We start from the raw sequence: 22,306 nt of genomic DNA on the forward strand, positions 1-22,306 counted from the left end.
AATTTGGTGTGCTGCTTTTTGTTAAGGAAAAGAAGTAATGAAAATTTTGACGAGTTTTTTAATTGCCATGATGTTGCTTGCACTGGCGGGCTGTGATAACACACAAAAGGGGAGCCAGTCCGTCTTGAGTTCTGGGCAGGCAGAGGTCGTGGCCATCGATTTATTAACCAATCAAATACACAATAATAAAGCCGCTTATATTCCAGCTCAGTGTTATACCAAAACGCAAAGCAAGAGAGGGCAAGTCCATAATCCTTGCTTTAGTTGCCATACGGTTGGGAAAGAACCTAATTATATTGATGATTCTGCTTTTCAAATGGCTTATGACTTTAGAACCTACAGCCGTATTAATCGTTGGCGCAATCTTTTTAAAGATCGCTCAACGGCTGTTAAAGCAATTTCGGATGAGGATATGTTGAAGTATGTCCGATCCTCGAATTATTTTGATGCTGAGGGTCATATTCGTTTAGCTTTTCTAGAGAAAAAAGTCCCTGCAGAGTGGGATGTAAATCAAAACAAACGCTGGGATGGTTATGTGCCGGATTGTTTTTTTAATTTTGATTCGGAAGGGTTTGATGTGACACCAGAAGGGCATGACAGTGGGTGGAGAGCGTTTGCCTACAGTCCATTTTTAGGAACATTTTGGCCAACCAATGGCAGTGCTGATGATGTTTTGATTCGATTACCTGAAAGTCTGCGCCAAACGGAAGCGGGCCTTTATTCTCGTATTGTTTATCGTTTGAATTTAGCCATTGTTGAAGCTATGATTATGCGAAAAAATATCGCAATTCCAATAACAGATGAATCTGTCTACCAAGTGGACTTGAACCGAAATGGCGTTTTGGATATGGCAAAGCAAGTGGTTTACCGATGGGCGCCCACCAAAGGCGAATATATGTCTTATGTTGGGAAGGGGAAGCAGCTGCAGAAAAAAGGCCGCATTCACCTTGCCGCAGGTTTGTATCCTGAAGGCACGGAGTTTCTGCATACGGTACGGTATTTAAATGTGAATTCCGATCAAAAAATTGAATTAGCGCCAAGGGTTAAAGAGCTTCGTTACAGTTATAAGCAAAGCTGGAATAATTATTCTCAATTGAACAGCGCGGCAATGGGAGAAGTAATTGAAGGCGATCAGTTTCCAGACAGACTAAGAAGCATCACGGGAAATTCTGAAACGGGTGTTATCAATGGTTTAGGGTGGGTTTATCAAGGCTTTATTGAAGATGAAACAGGGCGATTGCGTCCACAAAGCTATGAAGAAAGCATAACTTGCATAGGGTGTCATTCCGGGTTGGGCGTGACAACAGACAGTAGCTTTGCCTTTGCCCGAAAGTTAGAGAGTTCTAATTTTCAAGCGGGTTGGTTTCACTGGTCCCAAAAAGGACTTTCAGGCCTAAAAGAACCACAATGGGAAGATGGTCGTTGGGAATATACGCAATATCTTCTTGAAAACCATTCTGGAAATGAGTTCCGAAATAATGAGGAAGTAAAGGGTAAATTCTTTAATTCCCAAGGAATTTTGAAACCAGCTGAGGTAGAAAAGCTTCACCATAATATAGCGCATTTATTAGAGCCTTCCATAGAAAGGGCGTTAATGCTAAACAAAGCTTACAAGGTGATAGTGGAAGAGCAAAGTTATATTTATGGACGGGAGCCACATGTGCTCCCTTTAAATGACACCGTTTGGGACGTTATCCCGGATGGAGAGACAACTGGGGTGGAAGCTCCGATTATCAAACCGCATTGAAGGTTGAAAAGGGGCTAGCGGTTAGATTGTGCCGTCTGTAGCATCTCTTTCGCATGTTTCAAGGTTTGTTCGGTGATTTTCATTCCACCGAGCATACGGGCCAACTCTTGAACGCGTTCTTCTGTTTTGAGTGCGATCACCTGAGTGGTGGTTTGGTCATTATTGGTTTGCTTACTGATATTCAGTTGTTGATCGCCATAAGCTGCGACTTGCGCAAGGTGGGTGATCGAGAAGATTTGGCGGTGACGCCCTAGTTGTTGCATTTTTTGGCCGACCACTTCCGCGATGCCGCCGCCAATACCAACATCTACTTCATCAAAGATCATAGACGGTAAACTGGCGACCTCGGCACTGGCGACCTGAATCGCTAAACTGATTCGGGAAAGTTCCCCGCCAGAAGCCACTTTAGCCAGCGGTTGTAATGGCTGACCTATGTTAGCCGTCACTTTAAACTGGGTGCTGTCTAATCCCAAGCGAGACGCTTTTTCACTTGGAAGCATTTCAATGGCAAACTGGCCATTTTCCATGCCGAGTGTTTGCATGGTTTCGGTGACGGTTTGACCGAGTTTTATTGCAGCTTTCTGACGAGAAGTCGTTAAAGCTTCAGCCGCTTGATTAAATTCTGACCAGGCCTGGTCAATATTGTGTTTGAGCTGTTCAAGCGATTCACCTGATTGCATTATGGCGCTTAAGCTAGACTGGATCTCTTGGTGTTTGTTGACGAGTTCTTCTGGATCAAGCTGATATTTTTTAGCTAACCCAAAGAGCTCTGATAAACGCTCATCAACGGTTTGTAAACGTTCCGGGTCTAGTTCGACTTGGTTGTTTTGTGACTGGATATCATCTGCGACTTCTTGGCATTCAATCTGAATGGTGTTCAGTTGTTGTAAAGCGTCGGACAGTTGCGGTGAAAATTCACTGACTTTTTCCAGTTCTGAAATCGCATAGCTCAGTTTTTCAGTGACGCCACTTTCGCCTTCAATGATGTCATAGGCAGTAAACACCGCTTGTTTGATTTCATTGGCATGCGACAAGCTGTTTTGCTCTTCTGATAAGGTTTCAAACTCGTCAGCTTGTGGTTGAACTTTGTCGAACTCTTGTTGTTGAAAGCTGAGCAGTTCAATCTTGCTTTGACGATCTGTCTGGTCGTTGAGTAAGGCTTGGTATTCTTGGTTGAGTGTTTGCCAGGCCTGGTAGGTTTGAGCGGTATTGTTTAGTAACGTTTCATGCTGAGCATAGGCATCCACCAGTTCAAGTTGTTTGTTGGCGTGCATCAGAGATTGATGTTCGTGTTGACCATGAATATCAATCAAGAGACTGCTGAGCGCTTTTAACTGTGAAACAGACGCGGGCAAGCCATTAATGTAGGCTTTTGAACGCCCTTCGGGGGTTAGCGTTCGGCGCAATAAGCATTCAATGTCTTCATCCAGTTCATTTTCAGCTAACCAGAGCTGTACTTGTGGCAAATGCGTAATGTCAAAATCTGCGGTAATATCGGCTTTCGGGGTGCCGTGACGGACTAAGCTACTGTCGGCTCTTTCGCCCAATGCCAATCCTAAAGCATCGAGCAAGATAGATTTTCCGGCACCGGTTTCCCCGGTTAACGTCGTAAACCCCGTGTCAAAATTGAGTTGAAGTTTTTCGATAAGAGCAAGATTTTGAATCGACAGTTCTTGTAGCATAGGTTTCTCAAAATTCGTTAGCCAAGGGAAGGCACTTTACACTAAAGTTTTTGTCCCCAGTTCAGTTTTGCGCGTAATAGTTCATAGTGATCATGATTTTTAGGATGAACCATTTTAATGAAGTTGGGATGACGTGTCACATAGGTTTCATGTTTGGCTTCAATTTGAAAGGTCAGCTGTCCATCACAGATAATTGAGGCAGTGCCATTACAATTGTCATGCGGTCGAATTAAAATTTCGCTGTCACCGGACACCACGACCGGGCGGTTACTCATGGTGTGTGGGTTGATGGACACGAGTGTCATTGCATTCAAACCGGGATCAACAATCGGCCCGCCAGCGGATAAAGAATAAGCGGTTGATCCGGTGGGGGTGGCGATAATCAAGCCGTCGGAACGCTGACTGTTCAGAAAACGGTTGTCCACAAAGGTTTCGAATTCAATCATGCGCGGTGAGTCGTTTTTGTGTAACACCACATCATTGAAAGCGACTTCATCAAATAAGGTTTCGCCATCTTTTTTGATCAGGACGTGCAGCAGGGTTCTTTCTTCACAGGTGTAATCGTCTGCCAGCACTTCGTCCAGCGTAACCATCATGGTGTCAGGGGAAACATCGGTTAAAAACCCTAAACGGCCTAAGTTGACGCCAAGAATCGGGATGTTGTAATCCACAATATAGCGGGCGACGTCCAGAAAAGTTCCGTCGCCACCAACCACGACGGCAAAATCAATCTCTTTCATGAGTTCATCACGTTCTAAACGCGCTATGCCGTAGCGCTCTATCGGAAAGTCAGCACAAGAGCGTTGATCTAAAATGACGGTTTTCTTTTTCTTTTGAAAATATAAAATCAGTTTATCAATCAAATCCCATGATTGAATGCCGCTGTATTTACCAAAAATACCGATTTTATTAAACATTGACCGAGTCCTTAATGTCTTGCAAATCGTGTTTTAAACAGGATTTGTTTAAGTCTGCTTGAAAATTAAAAAATTGTTCCCATAATACTGATAACTTCACGCCAAATAGTCAACTGAGAAATACTATTTAATTCAGATTATTTAGGCGTGTCATGAACCGTAACGCAGTAATCAAAAATAAGTCTATTTATGAATTTAAATGATCGTTCGCAATTACTTTTTAAACACTTGATGGCATTATACCTAAATGATGGAAAGCCTGTCGGGTCATCCGTATTAGCGAAATTGCCGGATGTATCGGTGAGTTCTGCGACCGTTCGAAACGTGATGTCGGATTTGGAGAAAATGGGGTTAATCCATTCTCCCCACACCTCAGCCGGGCGTATACCAACCGATCATGGGTTCCGAGTGTTTGTCGATTCTATTTTGACAGTTCAACCTTTAAATTCTTCTTTAACACAAGAAATTCACCAAGGCTTTACTCAAGCACAAACGCAAGAAGAGTTATTGGGCTCGGCATCGAATATCTTATCGGGATTGACGGGCATGGCGAGTTTGGTGATGTTGCCAAATCAAGATCAAGAAACTTTACGTCATATTGATTTCGTTAAGCTCAATAATAAACGTGTCTTGGTGGTTTTGGTTTTGAATGACCAGGATGTGCAGAACCGAATTATTGAATTTGAAGAAGAAGTCTCCCCATCCCACTTGATTCAAGCGGCGAATTTTTTAAATGAAAATTTTGCCGGGCGTCATTTATCTGAAGTAAAAAGATTGCTGGTAGATCGTTTGGACGAGTTACGCAAAACCATGGATGCGCTGATGCTGTCGATTGTTGAAGCAACTGATCAAGTGATCGAGCAGAAAATGCAGAAAAGCGCGCCTTATTTTGTGTCAGGGAAAACCAATTTGTTAAATTACGATGAATTGGCAGATGCTGAAAAGCTTAAAGCTTTATTCCATTCTTTTGAAGAACACTCAGATATGTTAAGCCTACTCAATAAAAGTATGCAGGCCAGTGGTGTTCAAGTCTTTATTGGTAATGAATGCGGTAATGAAACTTATCAAAACTGTAGCGTCATCACCACGCCTTATGAACGAGAAGGCGAAGTGATGGGGGTGTTAGGTGTGGTCGGTCCGAGTCGAATGCCGTATGACAGAATCGTTCCAAAAGTCGATATGACGGCTCGAATCTTAAGCTCTCTATTGCGAAAATAAACAGCCAGGCCTGGCTGTTTTTTAATCTCGTATTGTCGGGTTTAAAAAATTCCCTAAAATTTTTTCTTTTTTGGCTTGAATCCACAAAATGCGTCCTTATAAACCTTGTGAATTAAAAATATCATATTTTGGAGATTTTTTATGTCTGATAACAAGACAGAACTTAATGAAGAACAACATAATGCAACAGCTGAAGGTGATGTGTCAGAAGAAACGCATCAAGCAGAGGATGCGGTTGAACACGATCTTGAAGCCATGTTAGATGAAGCAAAGAAAGAAGCGGAATCTCAAAAAGAATTAGCGTTGCGCACGCTGGCGGATATGGAAAATTTAAAACGCCGCACGCGATTAGATGTCGAAAGCGCTCATAAGTTCGCTTTGGAAAAATTTGTCAATGAATTGCTACCGGTTTTGGATTCAATGGAAATGGGATTGGATGCTTCTTCAAAAGAAGATGCGACAATTGAAAGTATCCGTGAAGGTCTGGATATGACATTCAAGCAATGCCTAGATGTCATGCAGAAGTTCAATGTTGAGCGTGTTAATCCAGCTGGTGAGAAATTTGACCCACAATTACACGAAGCGATGACGATGATTCCGTCGCCAGAACATGATTCTCAAATGGTGATCGAAGTTTTCCAGAAAGGGTATGTGTTAAATGACCGCTTGGTTCGTCCAGCACGTGTTGTGGTGGCTGAGTAAAAATCTTAAAAAAATGCGAAAAAAATTGTATGTAAGCCTTGAATAATAAATCAACTGCCTTATATACAACGTAACGTTAAAAGTTTTAATTAAAGTTAAAAATATCTCGCCCCTGATGGCGATGAAATTTGGAGAAGATTATGGGAAGAATTATCGGGATTGACTTAGGGACAACAAACTCTTGTGTCGCAGTCATGGAAGGAAAAGAAACAAAAGTAATTCCTAACGCAGAAGGTGCACGTACAACGCCTTCTATCGTTGCTTATGCTGACGATGGTGAAGTATTGGTTGGGGATTCTGCAAAACGTCAAGCAGTGACAAACCCTGAAAATACATTGTTCGCTATCAAGCGTTTGATTGGTCGTCGTGCAGATGATGCCGTGGTTGAAAAAGATAAAGACATGGTGTCTTACAAAATTATCGCAGCAGATAATGGCGATGCATGGGTACAAGTGGGTGATAAGAAATTATCTCCACAAGAAGTGTCTGCTCGTACTTTGATGAAAATGAAAAAGACAGCAGAAGATTATTTAGGTCATGAAGTGACGGAAGCGGTTATCACAGTACCGGCTTACTTTAACGATTCTCAGCGTCAAGCAACGAAAGATGCCGGTAAAATCGCGGGTCTAGAAGTTAAGCGTATTATCAATGAGCCAACTGCTGCGGCATTGGCTTATGGGATGGATAAAGTCAAAACGGATAGCAAAATCGCGGTTTACGACTTAGGTGGTGGGACATTCGATATCTCAATCATCGAAGTTGCTGATCTAGATGGTGAAAAGCAAGTTGAAGTTTTATCAACCAATGGTGACACTTTCTTAGGGGGTGAAGACTTCGATAATGTGATCGTTGACTACATCGCAACCGAGTTTAAGAAAGATCAAAATGTTGACTTGAAACTGGATAAATTGGCTCTTCAACGTGTTCGTGAAGCCGCTGAAAAAGCTAAAATTGAGCTTTCTTCACGTGAGCAAACAGACATTAACTTGCCATACGTAACGGCTGATGCTACGGGGCCTAAGCATTTAAATATGAAGATTACCCGTGCGAAGTTCGAGTCGCTAATTGAAGGGCTGGTTCAGCGTTCTATCGATCCTTGTAAAACAGCACTTAAAGATGCTGGTTTATCAGCTTCTGAAATTGATGATGTTATCTTGGTGGGTGGTTCAACGCGTGTTCCAATGGTTCAAGCGGCAGTTAAAGAGTTCTTCGGTAAAGAGCCTCGTAAAGATGTTAACCCGGATGAAGCGGTGGCAATGGGTGCTGCAATTCAAGGGGGTGTCTTATCAGGTGATGTGAACGACGTTCTTCTTTTAGACGTAACGCCTTTATCTCTAGGGATTGAGACAATGGGTGGCGTGATGACGAAGTTGATCGAGAAAAACACAACGATTCCAACGCGTAAATCACAAACCTTCTCGACTGCTGAAGACAACCAGTCAGCGGTAACCATTCACGTACTTCAAGGTGAGCGTGAGATGTCATCAGGGAACAAGTCTTTAGGACAATTCAACCTAGATGAGATTCCACCAGCGCAACGTGGTACGCCGCAAATCGAAGTGACGTTTGATATTGATGCCAATGGTATCTTGAACGTTTCTGCAAAAGATAAAGCGACGAACAAAGAGCAACACATCACTATCCAAGCGTCATCAGGTCTATCTGAAGAAGAAGTAGAAGCGATGGTTAAGGATGCAGAGGCCCATGCCGCTGAAGATGCGAAACTAAAAGAATTGGTTGAAGCGCGTAACCAAGCGGATGCAATGGTTCACGGCACCAAGAAGCTTTTAGATGAGCAAGGTGAAGGGGTTGATGCCTCTGAAAAAGAAGCAATTGAAAAAGCGATTGCGGACCTTGAAGAAGCTATTAAAGGCGATGACAAAGCAGTCATCGAAGAGAAGACTCAAGCTTTGGCAACAGCAAGTCAGAAACTGGCTGAAAAAGCTTATGCACAGCCAGGTGCAGATGCGGGTGCTGAGCAGCAAGGTTCTGAAAACAATGCAGACGACGACGTCGTTGACGCTGAGTTTGAAGAAGTGAACGATGACAAAAAATAATTCTTTTACGGGTTAAAAGAGTATTGATTGTCAAAATCGGTATAATTCGGGCAATTCTTCGGGATTGCCCGTTTTTATATGTTTCATTAATGAATTAATTACGATTCAAAAGAGTGCTGTGTCTTTTGGCTTTGTGTTTGAAAAATGACCAGGCCTGGTTGTTTTTAAGCTAAATAAAAGTAAACAGTGTTGTTTTGAATATTAATTTTTAAAAAGATCAAAAGAAAATAAACCGTTATGAGCAAAAGAGATTATTACGAAATTCTAGAAGTTTCTGCCACTGCGTCAGAAGGGGAAATCAAAAAAGCCTATCGCAAATTGGCGATGCGCTACCATCCTGATCGAAACCCAGATAATGAGGAAGCGGAAGATAAATTCAAAGAAGCCTCTGAAGCTTATGAAGTGTTATCTGATGCGCAAAAACGTCAAGCGTATGACCAGTTTGGACATGCGGGCGTGGATGGCAGTGCTGGTCATGGCGGCTTCGGCGGTGGTGGCTTCGCAGATTTTGGTGATATCTTTGGTGATATTTTCGGCGGTGGATTTGGGGGAGGGCCTCGTGGTCCGCAACCTGGGAACGATTTGCAGTATGAATTGGAAATCTCTTTAGAAGATGCTTTTAGTGGTACCACTGTCGATGTTCGTATTCCAACCAAAGAACTCTGTGAGAGTTGTGATGGTTCTGGCGCTGAAGCTGGGTCTGATGTTGAAACCTGCCCGACCTGTAATGGGATTGGTCAAGTGCGCGTTCAGCAAGGCTTCTTTGCTGTTTCTCGATCTTGTCCAAACTGTCATGGTACCGGGAAGCTTATTAAAACGCCATGTAAAACGTGTCGTGGAGAAGGGTATAAGCACAGCAGCAAAACCCTTTCCGTTAAAATTCCGGCTGGGGTAGATAACGGGGATCGTATTCGTTTACAAGGTGAAGGGGAAGCCGGTGAACCAGGTGCTCCACACGGTGATTTATATGTCCGTATTCGTGTGAAAGAGCATGAAATCTTTCAACGAGATGGCACAACTTTGTTCTGTGATTTACCGCTTTCTTTTGCGACGGCAACACTGGGCGGCTCGATGGATGTGCCGACCTTAAGTGGCAAGGCGAATCTAAAAATTCCAGCGGGTACTCAATCGGGGCAGCGCTTTAAATTAGGCGGCAAAGGTGTGAAGTCGGTGCGTTCATCGCATATAGGCGATATGATTGTTGAAGTGCATATCGAAACCCCTGTGAAGTTGACTTCTGAACAGAAAGAACTGTTAAAAGCATTTGACGAAAGTTTACAAGGCAAGCATCATAAGCAGCACAGCCCGAAAACACATAGTTTTTTTGATTCTGTCAAAGCTTTCTTTAAAGGCGATGACGAAGATGAAGGCAAAGACAAAAAAGATGGGCCTTGGAATTAATTAGGAGAGGAATATGAGAGTAGCCGTTATTGGTGCATCGGGTCGTATGGGAAAAAATTTAATTGACGCGGTCAACCAGACTGACGGATTAAAATTATCCGCAGCCATTGAACGCCCCGGTTCCTCTCTTGTTGGTGCTGACGCTGGCGAGCTTGCTGGCGTTGGTACTTTAGGTGTGAAAATTGTTGATCAAATTGAGTTGGTGGCAGACGACTTTGATGTATTAATCGATTTTACGACACCGGATACCACGCTTCATAATATTAAAGTCTGCTTGGCGCATGATAAGAAAATAGTCATCGGAACTACTGGATTTGATGAAGACGGTTTAAAAGTTATTAAAGAGGCGGCGCAGCGCATTGCGATTGTCTTTGCGGCCAACTTCAGTGTCGGGGTGAATCTGGCATTAAAGCTTCTTAAGCAAGCGGCAGAAGTTTTGAATGAAGGCTATGATATTGAAGTGATCGAAGGGCATCACCGCCATAAAGTGGATGCGCCTTCCGGTACAGCATTACGTATGGGAGAAGTGGTTGCGGAAACTTTAGGTCGTGACTTAAAAGAATGCGCTGTTTATGGCCGCGAAGGCATAACCGGTGAGCGCGACCCGAATACGATTGGCTTTGCGACCGTGCGCGCTGGAGATATTGTTGGTGACCATACTGTTTTATTCGCGACAGAAGGTGAGCGTGTAGAGATTACGCATAAAGCATCAAGTCGAATGACTTTTGCTAAAGGCGCGGCGCGTTCTTGTAACTGGTTGGCCGATAAGCAAACAGGATTGTATGATATGCAGGACGTATTGAATCTGCGTTAGTCGATTTTCAAATAAGTTCTGTATAAAAGGCGTTCCTGATGTGAACGCCTTTTTTATTTTAGGACGGGGCAGATCAATTTATCCATAAAAAACATTGATATAGTAAAATAGCATTACGCCATTATTAATTCATAAGAGTTGACCTGACATGAACCGCAAGAAAAAAATTTCGCAGAAAATCGCTAAACGCCTGAAAAATGCCAGTGCGAAAAAAAGCCCTAAAAAGAAAGAACGTTATATCCCGAAAGCAGAAAGGGAAGCCATGGCATTGGAAGCTGAGCAAAAAAACACTTCTGAAGATTAGGAGTTTGATTTAAATTAAAGGTTTATTCATTTTTTTCGGGAGTAAAAAAAGTAATATATTTTAGGAAGGGTGTCGTCTGGCATCTATCTTGTCAAGGAGAAGATCTATGGTGAATTCACTTCGATACGCTCAAAAAATTGCTTTTTTACTCAGTGCATTATTGTTCTCAAGTCTTTCGTACTCTGCCAATCCGGATATTTTGACGGTTAAAAATAAACAAGATATTAAAGTTGTTTACGATATTAACCAAAACAACATCCAGGCGGGTATTGGAAAAGGGTTATATTACGTCAGAGGCTTGTTACAGGCCTATCAAAAGCAAGGTGTTTCAAATAAGCAGCTGCATATTAGTGTTGTAGTACATGGTGCCGCAGCCTACTGGTTGTTAAAAGATAAGCCTTATCAAAAGTTTACTGGTAACCCTTTTGATGTGAATGCGAACAAAAAAGTCGTTCAGGACCTGTTGGGTCTTGGTGTCAGTGTTGAAATATGCCATGTGACAATGAAAGGGTATGGCTGGACGGCAGAGGACGTTTTGCCCGGTGTGAAACTCGTGTTTGATGCTTATACCCGAATGATTGACCTGCAGCAGCAAGGTTATGCTTACATTAAGTTTTTCTAACCAATTTAATTTTATGATAGGACATGCTCGACTTGTTAGTTATTTCCAATACGGTTTCTATTCCAGGTAACGAAATTGAGCTTACGGCGATTCGTTCGCAAGGCGCTGGCGGACAAAATGTGAATAAGGTCGCTTCGGCGATTCATTTACGTTTTGATATTGCGGCGTCTTCTTTGCCTGACTTTTACAAACAACGATTGCTTGCGTTACAAGATTCTCGTATTACCAAGCAGGGTGTAGTGGTGATTAAGTCACAACAATTTCGAACGCAGGAAGCAAATCGGGAAAGTGCTTTAGAACGTTTGCGAATGTTGATTAAATCCGTCGCTGTGGTGAAGAAAAGGCGCGTAGCGACTAAACCCACTAAAGGCTCTCAGCGTCGTCGCCTGGAAAGTAAAACGAAAAAAGGTCGAACCAAAGCATTACGACAAAAGGTGCAGCTTGATTAGCATGCCTTTTTTTCTTTAAATAAACAGCCAGGCCTGGCTGTATTTGATGATTAAACGATTATTAAGTTAATTATTGTGTGTTACTATATTGTAACATTTTAATTCTTTTTGACCGTTTAACGGTGTTCTTTTCGATGGAGAGAGCCTTCTATTATGCAAACCTTGTCCGCCCGACAATTGGCCCCGCGTCTTGGTCTTCTCGTTGCATTGACCCCATTCGCGGTCGATACCTATTTGCCTGCAATTCCCGAAATGGCAACCGCTTTATCATCAACAGTCAATCATGTCAGTTTGACCGTGCCGTTGTTTTTAATAGGCTTTGCCCTGGGCCAGTTAATTGGTGGGCCTTTGTCAGATCGTTTTGGGCGGAAGCGTATCGCCTTAACTGGATTGCTTATCTTTTTTGTCAGTTCCTTGTTGATCATGTTTTCCATGCAAATTGAGCAACTCTATGTGATGCGAGTGTTGCAAGCAGTGGGGGGCGGTTTTGCTACTGTGGTTTCAGCGGCCATTGTGCGGGATCTTTATTCAGGTAAAGAAAGTGCTAGAGTTTTTTCGATGATCGCATTGGTGATGTTGATTGCGCCTTTGCTTGCGCCGGGCGTTGGCGCGATGATTGTCAATATCAGTGGTTGGCACCAGGTGTTTGCGTTCCTTGCTTTTTATGCTGTGTTGTTGTCTTTTCTTGTTGAGAAAGGGTTGCCTGAAACAGTCTCGATTGAACGCCAGCAACAGATGAAGTCTCAACCTTGGTATCAGTTTGCCTTGAATTATCGACAAGTCCTGACGCACTGGCGTGGATTGGGGTTCTTGATTGCGCAAGGGTTTGCGAGCAGTGTTTTATTTGTGTATATCACAGAGTCGCCTTTTATTTATATGGAAAAGTTTGCAATTGATTCAGCTTCTTTTCCATTTTATTTTGGTATTGTCGTGCTTGGTGTCATGTTTTTCAATCGGATGAACCTAGGGTTGTTAAAACGGTTTGAGCCACGACAAATTGTGTTTTATTCATTGTTGACTCAAGTCATTCTATCTCTTTCTTTATGGGGATATATTGTGCTGGCAACAGAGTCTGTTTATGTCGTTTTGATTTTTCAGTTTTTTATTTTAGGGTTGCTGGGCGCAATTACACCCAATGTTCAGTCTTGCTATATGGATTATTTTCCGGAGTTTTCAGGAACCGCAAATGCTTTGATGGGGACCAGTATTTTTGCCTTTGGCGGTATGATGGGGTTAACGATGGGTGGGCTGCATAATGGCAGTTTAGAAAGAGTGGTTGAGTTTATCTTATTGCTGTCATTGGTGAGTTGGCTGGTGTTAGTCAATTTAGCAAAAGTGCGTCTCAAAGAAGGACACACTTCAGAATCGTAAGGTCTGTTATTTACAGCAGATTTTCGCAGCGGTTTTTTGAACATGCTTGCTGATTAGTAAAATGATGATGAATGCTATCGGCCAAGCGACAATCATGGCTTCCCACCAGCGGTTCAGGAAATCTCCCTCTATTCCTGTGTTAACGGCGGTGATGACCGCAGTCATGATAAAAACCATTAAAATAGACATAATAAAAGCAGACACTAGACGGTGATATTGTTGCGAAAGCATGATTTGGAACTCGAGTAAAAGGAAACTATTGTAATAGATTTAAACCTATTTAGACAAGATGAGTCATCGTATAAGCACCCTGCATAAGGTTGTGCAAAAAAACAAACCAAGTCTTACAAAATTTTGAGTGTCAGTGTGTGATTTAATTTGCAATAATTCTCATCTGATTCACTTTTAGATATAGACAGAAATCCTTGAATAAAGTACAATTCACGTCATATTATTTTTATGACTTTAGCTTATTGGGGTCGGTACTGGAATGCTAGTGAAAATCACTAATTTCTAAAAAAACGGAGTGAGTTCCTGCGAGGGAATTGGCTCCGTTTTTTTATATGTGCTCCTCAAAAAGTTTTGCATTTCTGTTGGGCGGAAAAAATCAATGACACACACAGCTTTATTAGCTTTAGAAGACGGGACCCTTTTTTGGGGTATTTCTCTGGGAGCAGAAGGTGAAACCGTAGGGGAAGTGGTTTTTAATACTTCTTTAACCGGTTACCAAGAAATTCTGACAGATCCTTCTTATTACAAACAAATTGTTACTTTGACTTATCCTCATATTGGGAATGTTGGTGTGAACGAAGAAGACGAAGAATCTCCTTCCATTATGGCGCAGGGGTTAATCGTTCGAGATTGCCCACCACTGATGAGTAATTTTCGTGCCGAAAAGTCATTGCCGGATTATTTGAAAGAACAGGGCGTGGTGGCGATTTCAGATATCGATACGCGTAAATTAACCCGTATCCTTCGTGATAAAGGTGCTCAGTCAGGCGTGATTGTCGCGGGTGAGAATATTGATGCCGATGCTGCCATCGCTAAAGCCAAAACCTTTGCGGGTCTGAAAGGAATGGACTTGGCGAAAGAAGTCACAACCTCTGAAACCTATGTTTGGACGGAAGGTACTTGGTCGCTCGAGAACGGGCATGTCGATTGTTCTGATAAGTCTGAATATCACGTGGTTGCATTTGATTATGGAATCAAGCGCAATATTTTACGTATGCTGGCAGATCGTGGTTGTAAACTGACCGTTGTTCCAGCTAAGACGCCGGCGGCTGACGTATTGGCAATGAAACCAGATGGTATTTTCCTGTCAAATGGTCCAGGCGATCCGGAGCCATGTGATTATGCAATTCAAGCCATTCAAGAAGTTTTGAATACCGATATTCCAGTGTTTGGTATTTGTTTAGGACATCAGTTGCTGGCGCTCGCTTCAGGCGCAAAAACCCTCAAAATGAAGTTTGGTCATCACGGTGGTAACCATCCGGTTCAAGACCTGAAAACTAAAAAAGTGATGATTACTGCACAGAATCATGGTTTTGCGGTGGATGCAGATTCTTTGCCTGATTGCTTAGAAGCTACGCATAGCTCTTTGTTTGATGGGACATCGCAAGGTATTCAGCGTAAAGACAAATCGGCATTTAGTTTCCAAGGTCACCCAGAAGCGAGTCCGGGCCCTCATGATGTGGCGCCATTGTTCGACCAATTTATTGAAAATATTAAAAAATACAAACAAGCATAAGTGATAGGAAGATAAAGATGCCAAAAAGAAGTGATTTAGAAAGTATTCTGATTATTGGTGCCGGTCCTATCATTATTGGACAGGCCTGCGAATTTGATTACTCGGGTGTTCAGGCTTGTAAAGCCCTGAGAGAAGAAGGTTATCGCGTTATCTTGGTGAACTCAAACCCAGCCACCATTATGACGGACCCGGAAATGGCGGATGCCACTTATATCGAGCCGATTGAATGGAAAACCGTTCGTAATATTATCGCGAAAGAGCGTCCAGATGCGATTTTACCAACAATGGGCGGGCAAACGGCTTTAAACTGCGCGTTGGATTTAGACAACCACGGTGTGTTAAAAGAATTTAATGTTGAATTGATCGGTGCGAATGCTGATGCGATTGATAAGGCAGAGAATCGTGATCGTTTCCGTCAAGCGATGACGAAAATCGGTTTGGATATGCCGGTTTCTGATGTTGCTCATAATTTGGAAGAAGCTTGGCAGATTCAGGAAAGAGTTGGGTTTCCAACGATTATTCGTCCTTCTTTTACATTGGGTGGTTCTGGTGGCGGTATTGCCTACAATAAAACCGAGTTTGAACAAATCTGTAAATTTGGTTTGGATCTTTCACCAACGAAAGAACTCTTGATTGAAGAGTCCATTCTGGGTTGGAAAGAGTATGAGATGGAGGTGGTTCGTGATAAGAATGATAATGCCATCATCATTTGTTCAATTGAAAACCTGGATCCGATGGGGGTTCATACAGGTGACTCAATCACGGTTGCACCGGCTCAAACGTTAACAGATAAAGAATATCAAATTATGCGAAATGCCTCATTGGCAGTTTTGCGTGAAATTGGCGTTGAAACCGGTGGGTCTAACGTTCAGTTCTCAATCAACCCAGAATCGGGTCGTATGATCATCATCGAGATGAATCCTCGTGTTTCCCGTTCTTCCGCGTTGGCTTCAAAAGCAACCGGGTTCCCAATTGCAAAAGTTGCAGCCAAATTGGCGGTTGGATATACGCTAGATGAGTTGAGTAACGATATTACCGATGGGGCAACACCTGCTTCATTTGAACCGTCTATTGATTACGTTGTGACAAAGATTCCTCGTTTCACATTTGAAAAATTCCCACAAGCCGATAAACGTTTGTCAACACAAATGAAATCGGTGGGTGAAGTGATGGCAATGGGTCGTAACTTCCAAGAATCAATTCAGAAAGCCATGCGTGGTCTTGAAACTGGCAAAAATGGTTTTGATGAAATTATTCCTTTGGCAACGATGGATGAAAAAGACGTTAAAGGTATTCTTCGCCAGGAACTTCGTGCACCCGGTCCAGATCGTTTGTGGTATGTCGGTGATGCTTTCCGTGCAGGTTGGAGTTTAGAAACCGTCTTTGAAGTTTCAAAAATTGATCCTTGGTTCTTGTCGCAAATTAAGCAGTTGATTGATATGGAAGATGATATCAAGCAACGTGGTTTAGATGCGTTGGATGAAGCAATGCTTCGTAACCTGAAGCGCAAAGGGTTTTCTGATAACCGTTTGGCTGATTTACTTTCTACGGATGCAGCGTTTATTCGCAAGTTCCGTCATACTTTAAATGTTCGTCCGGTTTATAAGCGTGTTGATACGTGTGCGGCAGAATTTGAAACGTCAACGGCCTATATGTACTCGACTTATGAAGAAGAGTGCGAAGCCAATCCATCAGGCCGTGAAAAAATCATGGTGCTGGGTGGCGGTCCTAACCGCATAGGACAAGGGATTGAGTTCGATTATTGTTGTGTTCATGCCGCGATGGCGATGCGTGAAGATGGTTATGAAACCATTATGGTGAACTGTAACCCTGAAACGGTTTCAACAGATTACGATACGTCTGATCGTTTGTATTTTGAGCCGCTGACATTGGAAGATGTGCTTGAAATTGTCGAAGTTGAAAAGCCTAAAGGGGTGATTGTCCAGTATGGTGGGCAGACACCATTAAAATTGGCCGAAGATTTGGAAGCAGCAGGGGTACCGATTATAGGAACCTCTCCTGAGTCGATTGACTTGGCAGAAGATAGAGAACGTTTCCAGCAGTTATTGCATGGTCTGGAATTGAAACAGCCACCAAACAGAACAGCACGCAGTGAAGATCAAGCTTTGGCATTAGCCAATGAAATTGGATACCCGTTAGTGGTTCGACCTTCTTATGTATTAGGTGGTCGAGCGATGGAAATCGTCTATAACGACAGTGATTTGACGCGTTATATGACAGAGGCGGTAAAAGTTTCAAATGACTCGCCAGTATTACTGGATCGTTTCTTGGATGATGCAGTTGAGTTGGATGTTGATGCGGTTTGCGATGGTGAGCAAGTCGTTATTGGTGGTGTGATGGAGCATATTGAGCAAGCAGGGATTCACTCTGGTGATTCAGCATGTTCTTTACCGCCTTATAGCATTCCAATGCATATTCAAGATGAAATTCGTAGTCAGGTTGAAAAAATGGCTCTGGCTTTGAATGTGGTCGGGTTGATGAACACTCAGTTTGCTGTAAAAGGTGAAGATATTTATGTGTTGGAGGTCAATCCACGTGCTTCAAGAACAGTACCATTTGTATCAAAAGCGATTGGAAGTCCTCTTGCAAAAATTGCTGCACGTTGTATGGTGGGTCAAAAATTGGCTACCCAGAACTTTACCAAAGAAGTTCGTCCAACTTACTTCTCTGTCAAAGAAGCGGTCTTTCCATTTATTAAGTTCTTAGGTGTTGACCCTATTTTAGGGCCAGAAATGAAGTCTACGGGCGAAGTAATGGGGGTTGGTGAAACTTTTGCAGAGGCTTATCAAAAAGCTCAGCTTGCAAGTGGAACGATTCTTCCAACATCTGGTAAGGCATTCTTAAGTGTTCGACAAGCAGACCGCGTTAAAGTGATTGACCTTGCTAAAAAGCTTATCAAGAAAGGGTTTACAATTCTAGCAACGCGTGGCACCGCAAAATCATTGGAAGAAGCCGGTATTGAATGTGAAATTGTGAATAAAGTCACAGAAGGGCGTCCAAATATTGTAGATTCAATCGTAAACGAAGAAGTAGATTTGATTGTGAATACCTCTGATGGTTCTGTTAGTATTAAGGATTCATCTAGTATTCGCCGTGAAGCATTGATGCATAAAACATGTTACACGACAACAATGGCTGGTGCCTTGGCAATGGTCGCATCGATGGATTATTTGGATAATCAAAAAGTAACGAAACTCCAAGTAGTTTAGTCAAAAATTACTGTTCGACAGAGAGCGCCGAGACAGAATGTCTTGGCGTTTTTTGTTTTAAAGAAACGTTGTGAGGAATATAAAATGCAAAGACATCCTATGACAAAAGAAGGCGCAGATGCGCTTCAAGAAGAATTACAACACTTAAAGAAAGTTGAACGACCAGCTGTTTCAAATGCAATCGCAGAAGCGAGAGAGCATGGTGATTTAAAAGAAAATGCCGAATATCATGCTGCAAGAGAACAGCAAGGTTTGATGGAAGCACGAATCAAACAAATCGAATCTCTACTGGGTAGTGTGCAGATTATTGATGTGACTAAATTGAATCCAAATGGAAAAGTGGTTTTTGGTTCAAGTGTCACTATTCTGAACGTAGAAACAGAAGAAGAAGTAACCTACAAGATTGTGGGTGAAGAAGAAGCCGATATTAAACATAATAAGATATCCGTTAATTCACCTATTGCCCGAGCTTTGATTGCTAAAGAAGAGGGTGAGGAAATTACGGTTAAAGCACCAAGTGGTAATATTGAATACGAAATTGTCGAGATTCAATACGTTTGACCGTTTCTTTACAATAAAACGATAGAAAGAAGAGGTTTCATGATACAGGCTCTGGTCGTCACATTTTTATCCATTAATATAACCATTGGGTATATTGTCGCCAGTGTGCTTTTTAAACAGCTAGCGTCAACCAAAGCGGGGAGTATTATGGAGCAATTACTATCAGGCCTTTATCTAGCTGATGTATTGATCCTTATCGCTATTTTGGGAATCTTGTTTATAAAAAAACAATTTGGATTTAAAAAACATAGTTCGTTGCTAGCGTCCTTGGGACTGGTTTTGGGGAATGGTTTTTATGTGTTTCCTTTAATGACGAAATTGAAGATTTTGGGAGCGGATGCAACCGTTTTATCAATGAATTTTTCGGGGTGGCATGCAGTTTCCCAAATTATTTTTATGCTAACGTTAGGCTTTGTCTTGTTTTGGTGGCTCGTCGTTTACCAAAGAACTTATTCAGCGTCCTTTGACAAAGGGGTTTGAGTATAAGCTCAGCTTATGCGTGATTAATTATTTTCTAGTGTAAAGCAGCGAATTTCTGTTGCAATTTAAGCCGAAAACGTCGAAAATAGATTCGTTAAATAATTAAGTCCTAATATTTGGAGTGATTGAATGAAACAATTGACACTAAAAGCACTTTTCGCAGCAGCTGTTGCTGTGTTTTCTTTAAATGCTCAAGCAGCAGAGTCTAAATATGACCAGTGTGTTGCAGACGGCGATAACATTATCAAGCTAGCAAATACAAAAGGGTCTGAAGCAGCCCGCGCTTATGAGCAAAAAACAACTCTAGTTGAGTGTTTTGGTGAGCTGAGCAAGATCGAAGCTAAGTATGGCGACAAAACAGTTGCTCGTAATCCTTCTTCTGTCATGACGGCTGACGATCGTGCTAAGTGGGCTAAATTGTTTGATTCAATTGACGCTAAGCAATATCGTGGTACCCCTTACCTACAAGCAGCTTACTACTTCAATAAGTAAGCCCTCTTGTGAAGGACTGAAAAAACCGGCCTAGAGCCGGTTTTTTTGTTTCTGACTGTTAAAAATCTTTCCTTCAAAAATTAAGAGATGACCGTGAGCTATAATTTATTTGAACAAGTGTATGACTGTTTGATGGAAACAGATTTAGACCAAAAGGTTCGGCAGTTACAATTGTTGCAACAATATTGGACTGAAGATGCCTTTAGTTTTGAACCGACGAAAACCATTCATAAGGTTCCTGAAGCAGGGCGACCTCTGAAACCCGATTTAGTACCGCCTAAAGATCTGCCTCGTAGACGCTTGGGATCAAAAGAAGGGCATGGTGCTTTAATGCACTCGATTTTACATATTGAGTTTAATGCGGTGAATCTTGCCTTAGATGCCATTTATCGTTTTCAAGCTATGCCTAGAGAGTATTATCGAGATTGGCTTGGTGTGGCTGGAGAGGAAGCATATCACTTTCAGATGGTGCGAGAACACTTGTATCATCTAGGGTTTGAGTATGGCGATTTTCCGGCACATAATGGACTTTGGGTGACGACGTATGAAACCGATCATGATCCACTGGTTAGAATGGCGTTAGTGCCTCGTACATTAGAAGCAAGAGGGTTGGATGTGACACCCAGCATGATCCACAAGCTACGAGCGATAGGTGACAAGCGGGGCGTTGAAGTTCTCAAGATACTGCTACGTGATGAGATTGGTCATGTAGAAGTGGGAACAAGATGGTTTCGCTATTTATGCGAGCAGCGTCAATTAAATCCCTTTGACACGTTCACCGATGTTATTAAAAATTATTTCCATGGTGATTTGAGAGGGCCTTTTAATTTTGAAGCCCGTCAGGATGCGGGGTTTAGTGAAGAAGAAATTAATTGGTTAAAGAGCTTGGAAACAGCCTAATAAAATGACTTTTAAAAGATTTTTTTATGAAACTCAGTGATAAGCATCGTCAGCGGATTATTAAACGCCATCAATACTCTATTCAAGAAAGAGGTTATGAAGCGACTGCTCTATTTTGGCGAGATCAATCAGTTCAGGAAAAGCGTTTTGACATTCTTATTGATTTTATTCGTTTGAATAGCCAGTCTGTAGAAGCAGATCATGTCATTAGTATACTGGATGTTGGTTGTGGGTTCGGTGATCTTTGTGATTATCTAAAAAAAGCGGGGCTTCAGGTGAATTATACCGGTATTGATGTTTCTCCTGATATGGTTCGAGCAGGACAATTCAAACATGGTGATATTCATTTGTTACAAGGGGAGCTGTTTGATTTTGAGTGGCCACAAGCCTCCTTTGATTGGGTTGTGTGTTCAGGAGCAATGAATGAAGTGGTAGATTCTCCGGGTCAGGAAGGGGAATATGCTCAGGCAATGATTCAAAAAATGTATGCGCTTTGCCGGCAGGGTGTGGTATTTAATTTACTGGATGCAAGCCATGAATGGAGTCATTCACGACCTGATTTACAAAGTTTTGATTCGAGTGAGATAGCGTCTTTTTGTAAGGGATTTGCAAACAATGTGTTGGTCAGACAAGATTACCTTCCCAATGACTTTACGGTTTGTTTAACCAGGATGGAAAAGTGATATGAAAGTCGGTATTGATTTAGGTGGCACTAAAATCGAAATTGTGGTTTTGGGTGTTAACAACCAAGTGATGTTTCGTGAGCGTATAGACACTCCGCAAGGTCATTATGAAAAAACGGTTGCAGCCATTGTTTCCCTGGTTCGAGATGCAGAAAGTCTGTATGGTCCTTTTCGTCATATTGGGGTCGGTATTCCTGGTGCAATTTCAAAAAAGACAGGAAAGATCAAAAATGCCAATTCAACCTGTTTGATTGGACAGGATTTACAGGGTGATTTGGCGGCGCAATTGAATATGACAGTTCGTTTGGCGAATGACGCAAATTGCCTGGCGTTATCCGAAGCTTCAGATGGCACGGCTGCTGGTGAAGAGGTTGTTTTTGGCGTGATTGTAGGGACCGGTTGCGGTGGCGGTTTGATTGTCGATGGGCATATTGTAAACGGATTGAATGCCATCGCAGGAGAGTGGGGACATAACTCTTTGCCTTGGCGTACTTCGCAAGACATTGAGCATGAATGTTATTGTGGTTTAAGCGGGTGTCTTGAAACGTTTTTATCCGGACCTGGATTGTCAAAACATTATGAAATGGTAACAGGTGAAATATTGACCGCAAGAGAAATTGCCGCTTTTGCCAAGCAAGGCAATACCGCCGCGAAAGAAATGCTTGAGATTTATGCGACTTGGCTCGCTAAAGGCTTAGCAAGTATCATTAATATTATTGACCCTGATGTCATTGTGCTTGGAGGCGGGTTGTCTAATATTGAGTTTTTATACCAACGTGTGCCAGAGCTTTGGGGACAATGGGTGTTTAGTGATCAAGTGCAAACGCGCCTTGTTCCTCCGAAATGGAGTGATTCCAGTGGCGTTCGCGGTGCTGCCTGGTTGAGCAAAACAGATTAATCGGTTTCTTAAAATAGCCAGGCCTGGCTGT

At 42.4% G+C, this 22,306-nt stretch carries 21 protein-coding genes; 18 read left to right on the forward strand and 3 right to left on the reverse strand.

Annotated features, from left to right (window positions below):
* The first annotated feature begins 37 nt into the window (after positions 1-37).
* The gene (locus P8629_RS10745) at positions 38-1,747 is read left to right on the forward strand and encodes a hypothetical protein (RefSeq protein ID WP_278166134.1); all 1,710 of its coding nucleotides are present in this window, start codon (positions 38-40) and stop codon (positions 1,745-1,747) included.
* A gap of 14 nt (positions 1,748-1,761) precedes the next feature.
* Here P8629_RS10745 and recN read toward each other — a convergent pair whose 3' ends face one another.
* Both recN and P8629_RS10755 read right to left on the reverse strand, forming a co-directional pair.
* On the reverse strand, positions 1,762-3,429 hold the full coding sequence (gene recN / locus P8629_RS10750; RefSeq protein ID WP_278166135.1) for a DNA repair protein RecN: 1,668 nt from the start codon (positions 3,427-3,429) through the stop codon (positions 1,762-1,764).
* A 41-nt stretch (positions 3,430-3,470) separates the two neighbouring features.
* Complete coding sequence (locus P8629_RS10755) at positions 3,471-4,346, reverse strand: NAD(+) kinase (protein WP_278166136.1); 876 nt, start codon at positions 4,344-4,346, stop codon at positions 3,471-3,473.
* 189 nt (positions 4,347-4,535) lie between these two features.
* Between P8629_RS10755 and hrcA the strand changes: the two genes are divergently transcribed.
* The 9 genes from hrcA (at position 4,536) to P8629_RS10800 (ending at position 13,284) form a co-directional block, all read left to right on the forward strand.
* A complete protein-coding gene (hrcA, locus tag P8629_RS10760) occupies positions 4,536-5,564 on the forward strand; it encodes a heat-inducible transcriptional repressor HrcA (RefSeq protein WP_278166137.1) in 1,029 nt (342 codons plus the stop codon).
* Positions 5,565-5,705: 141 nt separating this feature from the next.
* A complete protein-coding gene (gene grpE / locus P8629_RS10765) occupies positions 5,706-6,266 on the forward strand; it encodes a nucleotide exchange factor GrpE (protein ID WP_278166138.1) in 561 nt (186 codons plus the stop codon).
* A 140-nt stretch (positions 6,267-6,406) separates the two neighbouring features.
* Positions 6,407-8,323: a molecular chaperone DnaK gene (gene dnaK / locus P8629_RS10770; protein ID WP_278166139.1), complete on the forward strand. Its 1,917-nt coding sequence runs from the start codon at positions 6,407-6,409 to the stop codon at positions 8,321-8,323.
* Between the two features lie 237 nt (positions 8,324-8,560).
* On the forward strand, positions 8,561-9,724 hold the full coding sequence (dnaJ, locus tag P8629_RS10775; RefSeq protein ID WP_278166140.1) for a molecular chaperone DnaJ: 1,164 nt from the start codon (positions 8,561-8,563) through the stop codon (positions 9,722-9,724).
* A gap of 13 nt (positions 9,725-9,737) precedes the next feature.
* Complete coding sequence (gene dapB / locus P8629_RS10780; protein WP_278166141.1) at positions 9,738-10,538, forward strand: 4-hydroxy-tetrahydrodipicolinate reductase; 801 nt, start codon at positions 9,738-9,740, stop codon at positions 10,536-10,538.
* Positions 10,539-10,686: 148 nt separating this feature from the next.
* Positions 10,687-10,842, forward strand: a complete 156-nt coding sequence (locus tag P8629_RS10785) for a DUF2986 domain-containing protein (protein ID WP_278166142.1) — start codon at positions 10,687-10,689, stop codon at positions 10,840-10,842.
* Between the two features lie 106 nt (positions 10,843-10,948).
* Entirely contained in the window at positions 10,949-11,464 is a 516-nt protein-coding gene (locus P8629_RS10790; protein ID WP_278166143.1) for a DsrE family protein, read from the forward strand.
* Positions 11,465-11,487: 23 nt separating this feature from the next.
* Positions 11,488-11,913: an alternative ribosome rescue aminoacyl-tRNA hydrolase ArfB gene (gene arfB, locus P8629_RS10795; protein ID WP_278166144.1), complete on the forward strand. Its 426-nt coding sequence runs from the start codon at positions 11,488-11,490 to the stop codon at positions 11,911-11,913.
* Positions 11,914-12,066: 153 nt separating this feature from the next.
* Positions 12,067-13,284 (forward strand): multidrug effflux MFS transporter, encoded by a 1,218-nt coding sequence (locus P8629_RS10800; RefSeq protein WP_278166145.1) that lies wholly within the window; start codon positions 12,067-12,069, stop codon positions 13,282-13,284.
* Between the two features lie 6 nt (positions 13,285-13,290).
* On the opposite strand, the gene P8629_RS10805 is transcribed toward P8629_RS10800, so the two are convergent.
* Positions 13,291-13,515 carry a DUF2798 domain-containing protein gene (locus P8629_RS10805; protein WP_336618926.1) on the reverse strand — a complete coding sequence of 75 codons (225 nt, stop codon included), beginning with the start codon at positions 13,513-13,515 and terminating at the stop codon, positions 13,291-13,293.
* A 379-nt stretch (positions 13,516-13,894) separates the two neighbouring features.
* Between P8629_RS10805 and carA the strand changes: the two genes are divergently transcribed.
* The 8 genes from carA (at position 13,895) to P8629_RS10845 (ending at position 22,275) form a co-directional block, all read left to right on the forward strand.
* Positions 13,895-15,031, forward strand: coding sequence for a glutamine-hydrolyzing carbamoyl-phosphate synthase small subunit (carA, locus tag P8629_RS10810; RefSeq protein WP_278166146.1), 1,137 nt, complete (start codon positions 13,895-13,897; stop codon positions 15,029-15,031).
* Positions 15,032-15,048: 17 nt separating this feature from the next.
* Positions 15,049-18,261: a carbamoyl-phosphate synthase large subunit gene (carB, locus tag P8629_RS10815; RefSeq protein WP_278166147.1), complete on the forward strand. Its 3,213-nt coding sequence runs from the start codon at positions 15,049-15,051 to the stop codon at positions 18,259-18,261.
* Positions 18,262-18,345: 84 nt separating this feature from the next.
* Complete coding sequence (greA, locus tag P8629_RS10820) at positions 18,346-18,822, forward strand: transcription elongation factor GreA (RefSeq protein WP_278166148.1); 477 nt, start codon at positions 18,346-18,348, stop codon at positions 18,820-18,822.
* A gap of 39 nt (positions 18,823-18,861) precedes the next feature.
* Positions 18,862-19,302, forward strand: a complete 441-nt coding sequence (locus tag P8629_RS10825) for a DUF4149 domain-containing protein (RefSeq protein WP_278166149.1) — start codon at positions 18,862-18,864, stop codon at positions 19,300-19,302.
* Between the two features lie 129 nt (positions 19,303-19,431).
* On the forward strand, positions 19,432-19,794 hold the full coding sequence (locus tag P8629_RS10830; protein WP_278166150.1) for a hypothetical protein: 363 nt from the start codon (positions 19,432-19,434) through the stop codon (positions 19,792-19,794).
* Positions 19,795-19,881: 87 nt separating this feature from the next.
* Positions 19,882-20,694 (forward strand): ferritin-like domain-containing protein, encoded by an 813-nt coding sequence (locus P8629_RS10835; protein WP_442908699.1) that lies wholly within the window; start codon positions 19,882-19,884, stop codon positions 20,692-20,694.
* 26 nt (positions 20,695-20,720) lie between these two features.
* Positions 20,721-21,377: a class I SAM-dependent methyltransferase gene (locus tag P8629_RS10840; RefSeq protein ID WP_278166151.1), complete on the forward strand. Its 657-nt coding sequence runs from the start codon at positions 20,721-20,723 to the stop codon at positions 21,375-21,377.
* A gap of 1 nt (position 21,378) precedes the next feature.
* Complete coding sequence (locus tag P8629_RS10845) at positions 21,379-22,275, forward strand: ROK family protein (protein ID WP_278166152.1); 897 nt, start codon at positions 21,379-21,381, stop codon at positions 22,273-22,275.
* Positions 22,276-22,306 lie beyond the last annotated feature (31 nt).

Origin of the sequence: Hydrogenovibrio sp. 3SP14C1 (genome assembly GCF_029625905.1) — a bacterium.
In the GTDB taxonomy this organism is placed as follows: domain Bacteria; phylum Pseudomonadota; class Gammaproteobacteria; order Thiomicrospirales; family Thiomicrospiraceae; genus Hydrogenovibrio.

Bases quoted from the DNA above. Each gene is read 5' to 3' on its own strand.
- hrcA (WP_278166137.1), top strand. From the start codon at position 4,536: ATGAATTTAAATGATCGTTCGCAATTACTTTTTAAACACTTGATGGCA.
- P8629_RS10840 (WP_278166151.1), top strand. From the start codon at position 20,721: ATGAAACTCAGTGATAAGCATCGTCAGCGGATTATTAAACGCCATCAA.
- greA (WP_278166148.1), top strand. From the start codon at position 18,346: ATGCAAAGACATCCTATGACAAAAGAAGGCGCAGATGCGCTTCAAGAA.
- grpE (WP_278166138.1), top strand. From the start codon at position 5,706: ATGTCTGATAACAAGACAGAACTTAATGAAGAACAACATAATGCAACA.
- dnaK (WP_278166139.1), top strand. From the start codon at position 6,407: ATGGGAAGAATTATCGGGATTGACTTAGGGACAACAAACTCTTGTGTC.
- P8629_RS10745 (WP_278166134.1), top strand. From the start codon at position 38: ATGAAAATTTTGACGAGTTTTTTAATTGCCATGATGTTGCTTGCACTG.
- carA (WP_278166146.1), top strand. From the start codon at position 13,895: ATGACACACACAGCTTTATTAGCTTTAGAAGACGGGACCCTTTTTTGG.
- P8629_RS10830 (WP_278166150.1), top strand. From the start codon at position 19,432: ATGAAACAATTGACACTAAAAGCACTTTTCGCAGCAGCTGTTGCTGTG.
- P8629_RS10825 (WP_278166149.1), top strand. From the start codon at position 18,862: ATGATACAGGCTCTGGTCGTCACATTTTTATCCATTAATATAACCATT.
- dnaJ (WP_278166140.1), top strand. From the start codon at position 8,561: ATGAGCAAAAGAGATTATTACGAAATTCTAGAAGTTTCTGCCACTGCG.
- P8629_RS10835 (WP_442908699.1), top strand. From the start codon at position 19,882: ATGACCGTGAGCTATAATTTATTTGAACAAGTGTATGACTGTTTGATG.
- arfB (WP_278166144.1), top strand. From the start codon at position 11,488: ATGCTCGACTTGTTAGTTATTTCCAATACGGTTTCTATTCCAGGTAAC.
- dapB (WP_278166141.1), top strand. From the start codon at position 9,738: ATGAGAGTAGCCGTTATTGGTGCATCGGGTCGTATGGGAAAAAATTTA.
- P8629_RS10805 (WP_336618926.1), bottom strand. From the start codon at position 13,515: ATGCTTTCGCAACAATATCACCGTCTAGTGTCTGCTTTTATTATGTCT.
- P8629_RS10785 (WP_278166142.1), top strand. From the start codon at position 10,687: ATGAACCGCAAGAAAAAAATTTCGCAGAAAATCGCTAAACGCCTGAAA.
- recN (WP_278166135.1), bottom strand. From the start codon at position 3,429: ATGCTACAAGAACTGTCGATTCAAAATCTTGCTCTTATCGAAAAACTT.
- carB (WP_278166147.1), top strand. From the start codon at position 15,049: ATGCCAAAAAGAAGTGATTTAGAAAGTATTCTGATTATTGGTGCCGGT.
- P8629_RS10790 (WP_278166143.1), top strand. From the start codon at position 10,949: ATGGTGAATTCACTTCGATACGCTCAAAAAATTGCTTTTTTACTCAGT.
- P8629_RS10800 (WP_278166145.1), top strand. From the start codon at position 12,067: ATGCAAACCTTGTCCGCCCGACAATTGGCCCCGCGTCTTGGTCTTCTC.
- P8629_RS10755 (WP_278166136.1), bottom strand. From the start codon at position 4,346: ATGTTTAATAAAATCGGTATTTTTGGTAAATACAGCGGCATTCAATCA.
- P8629_RS10845 (WP_278166152.1), top strand. From the start codon at position 21,379: ATGAAAGTCGGTATTGATTTAGGTGGCACTAAAATCGAAATTGTGGTT.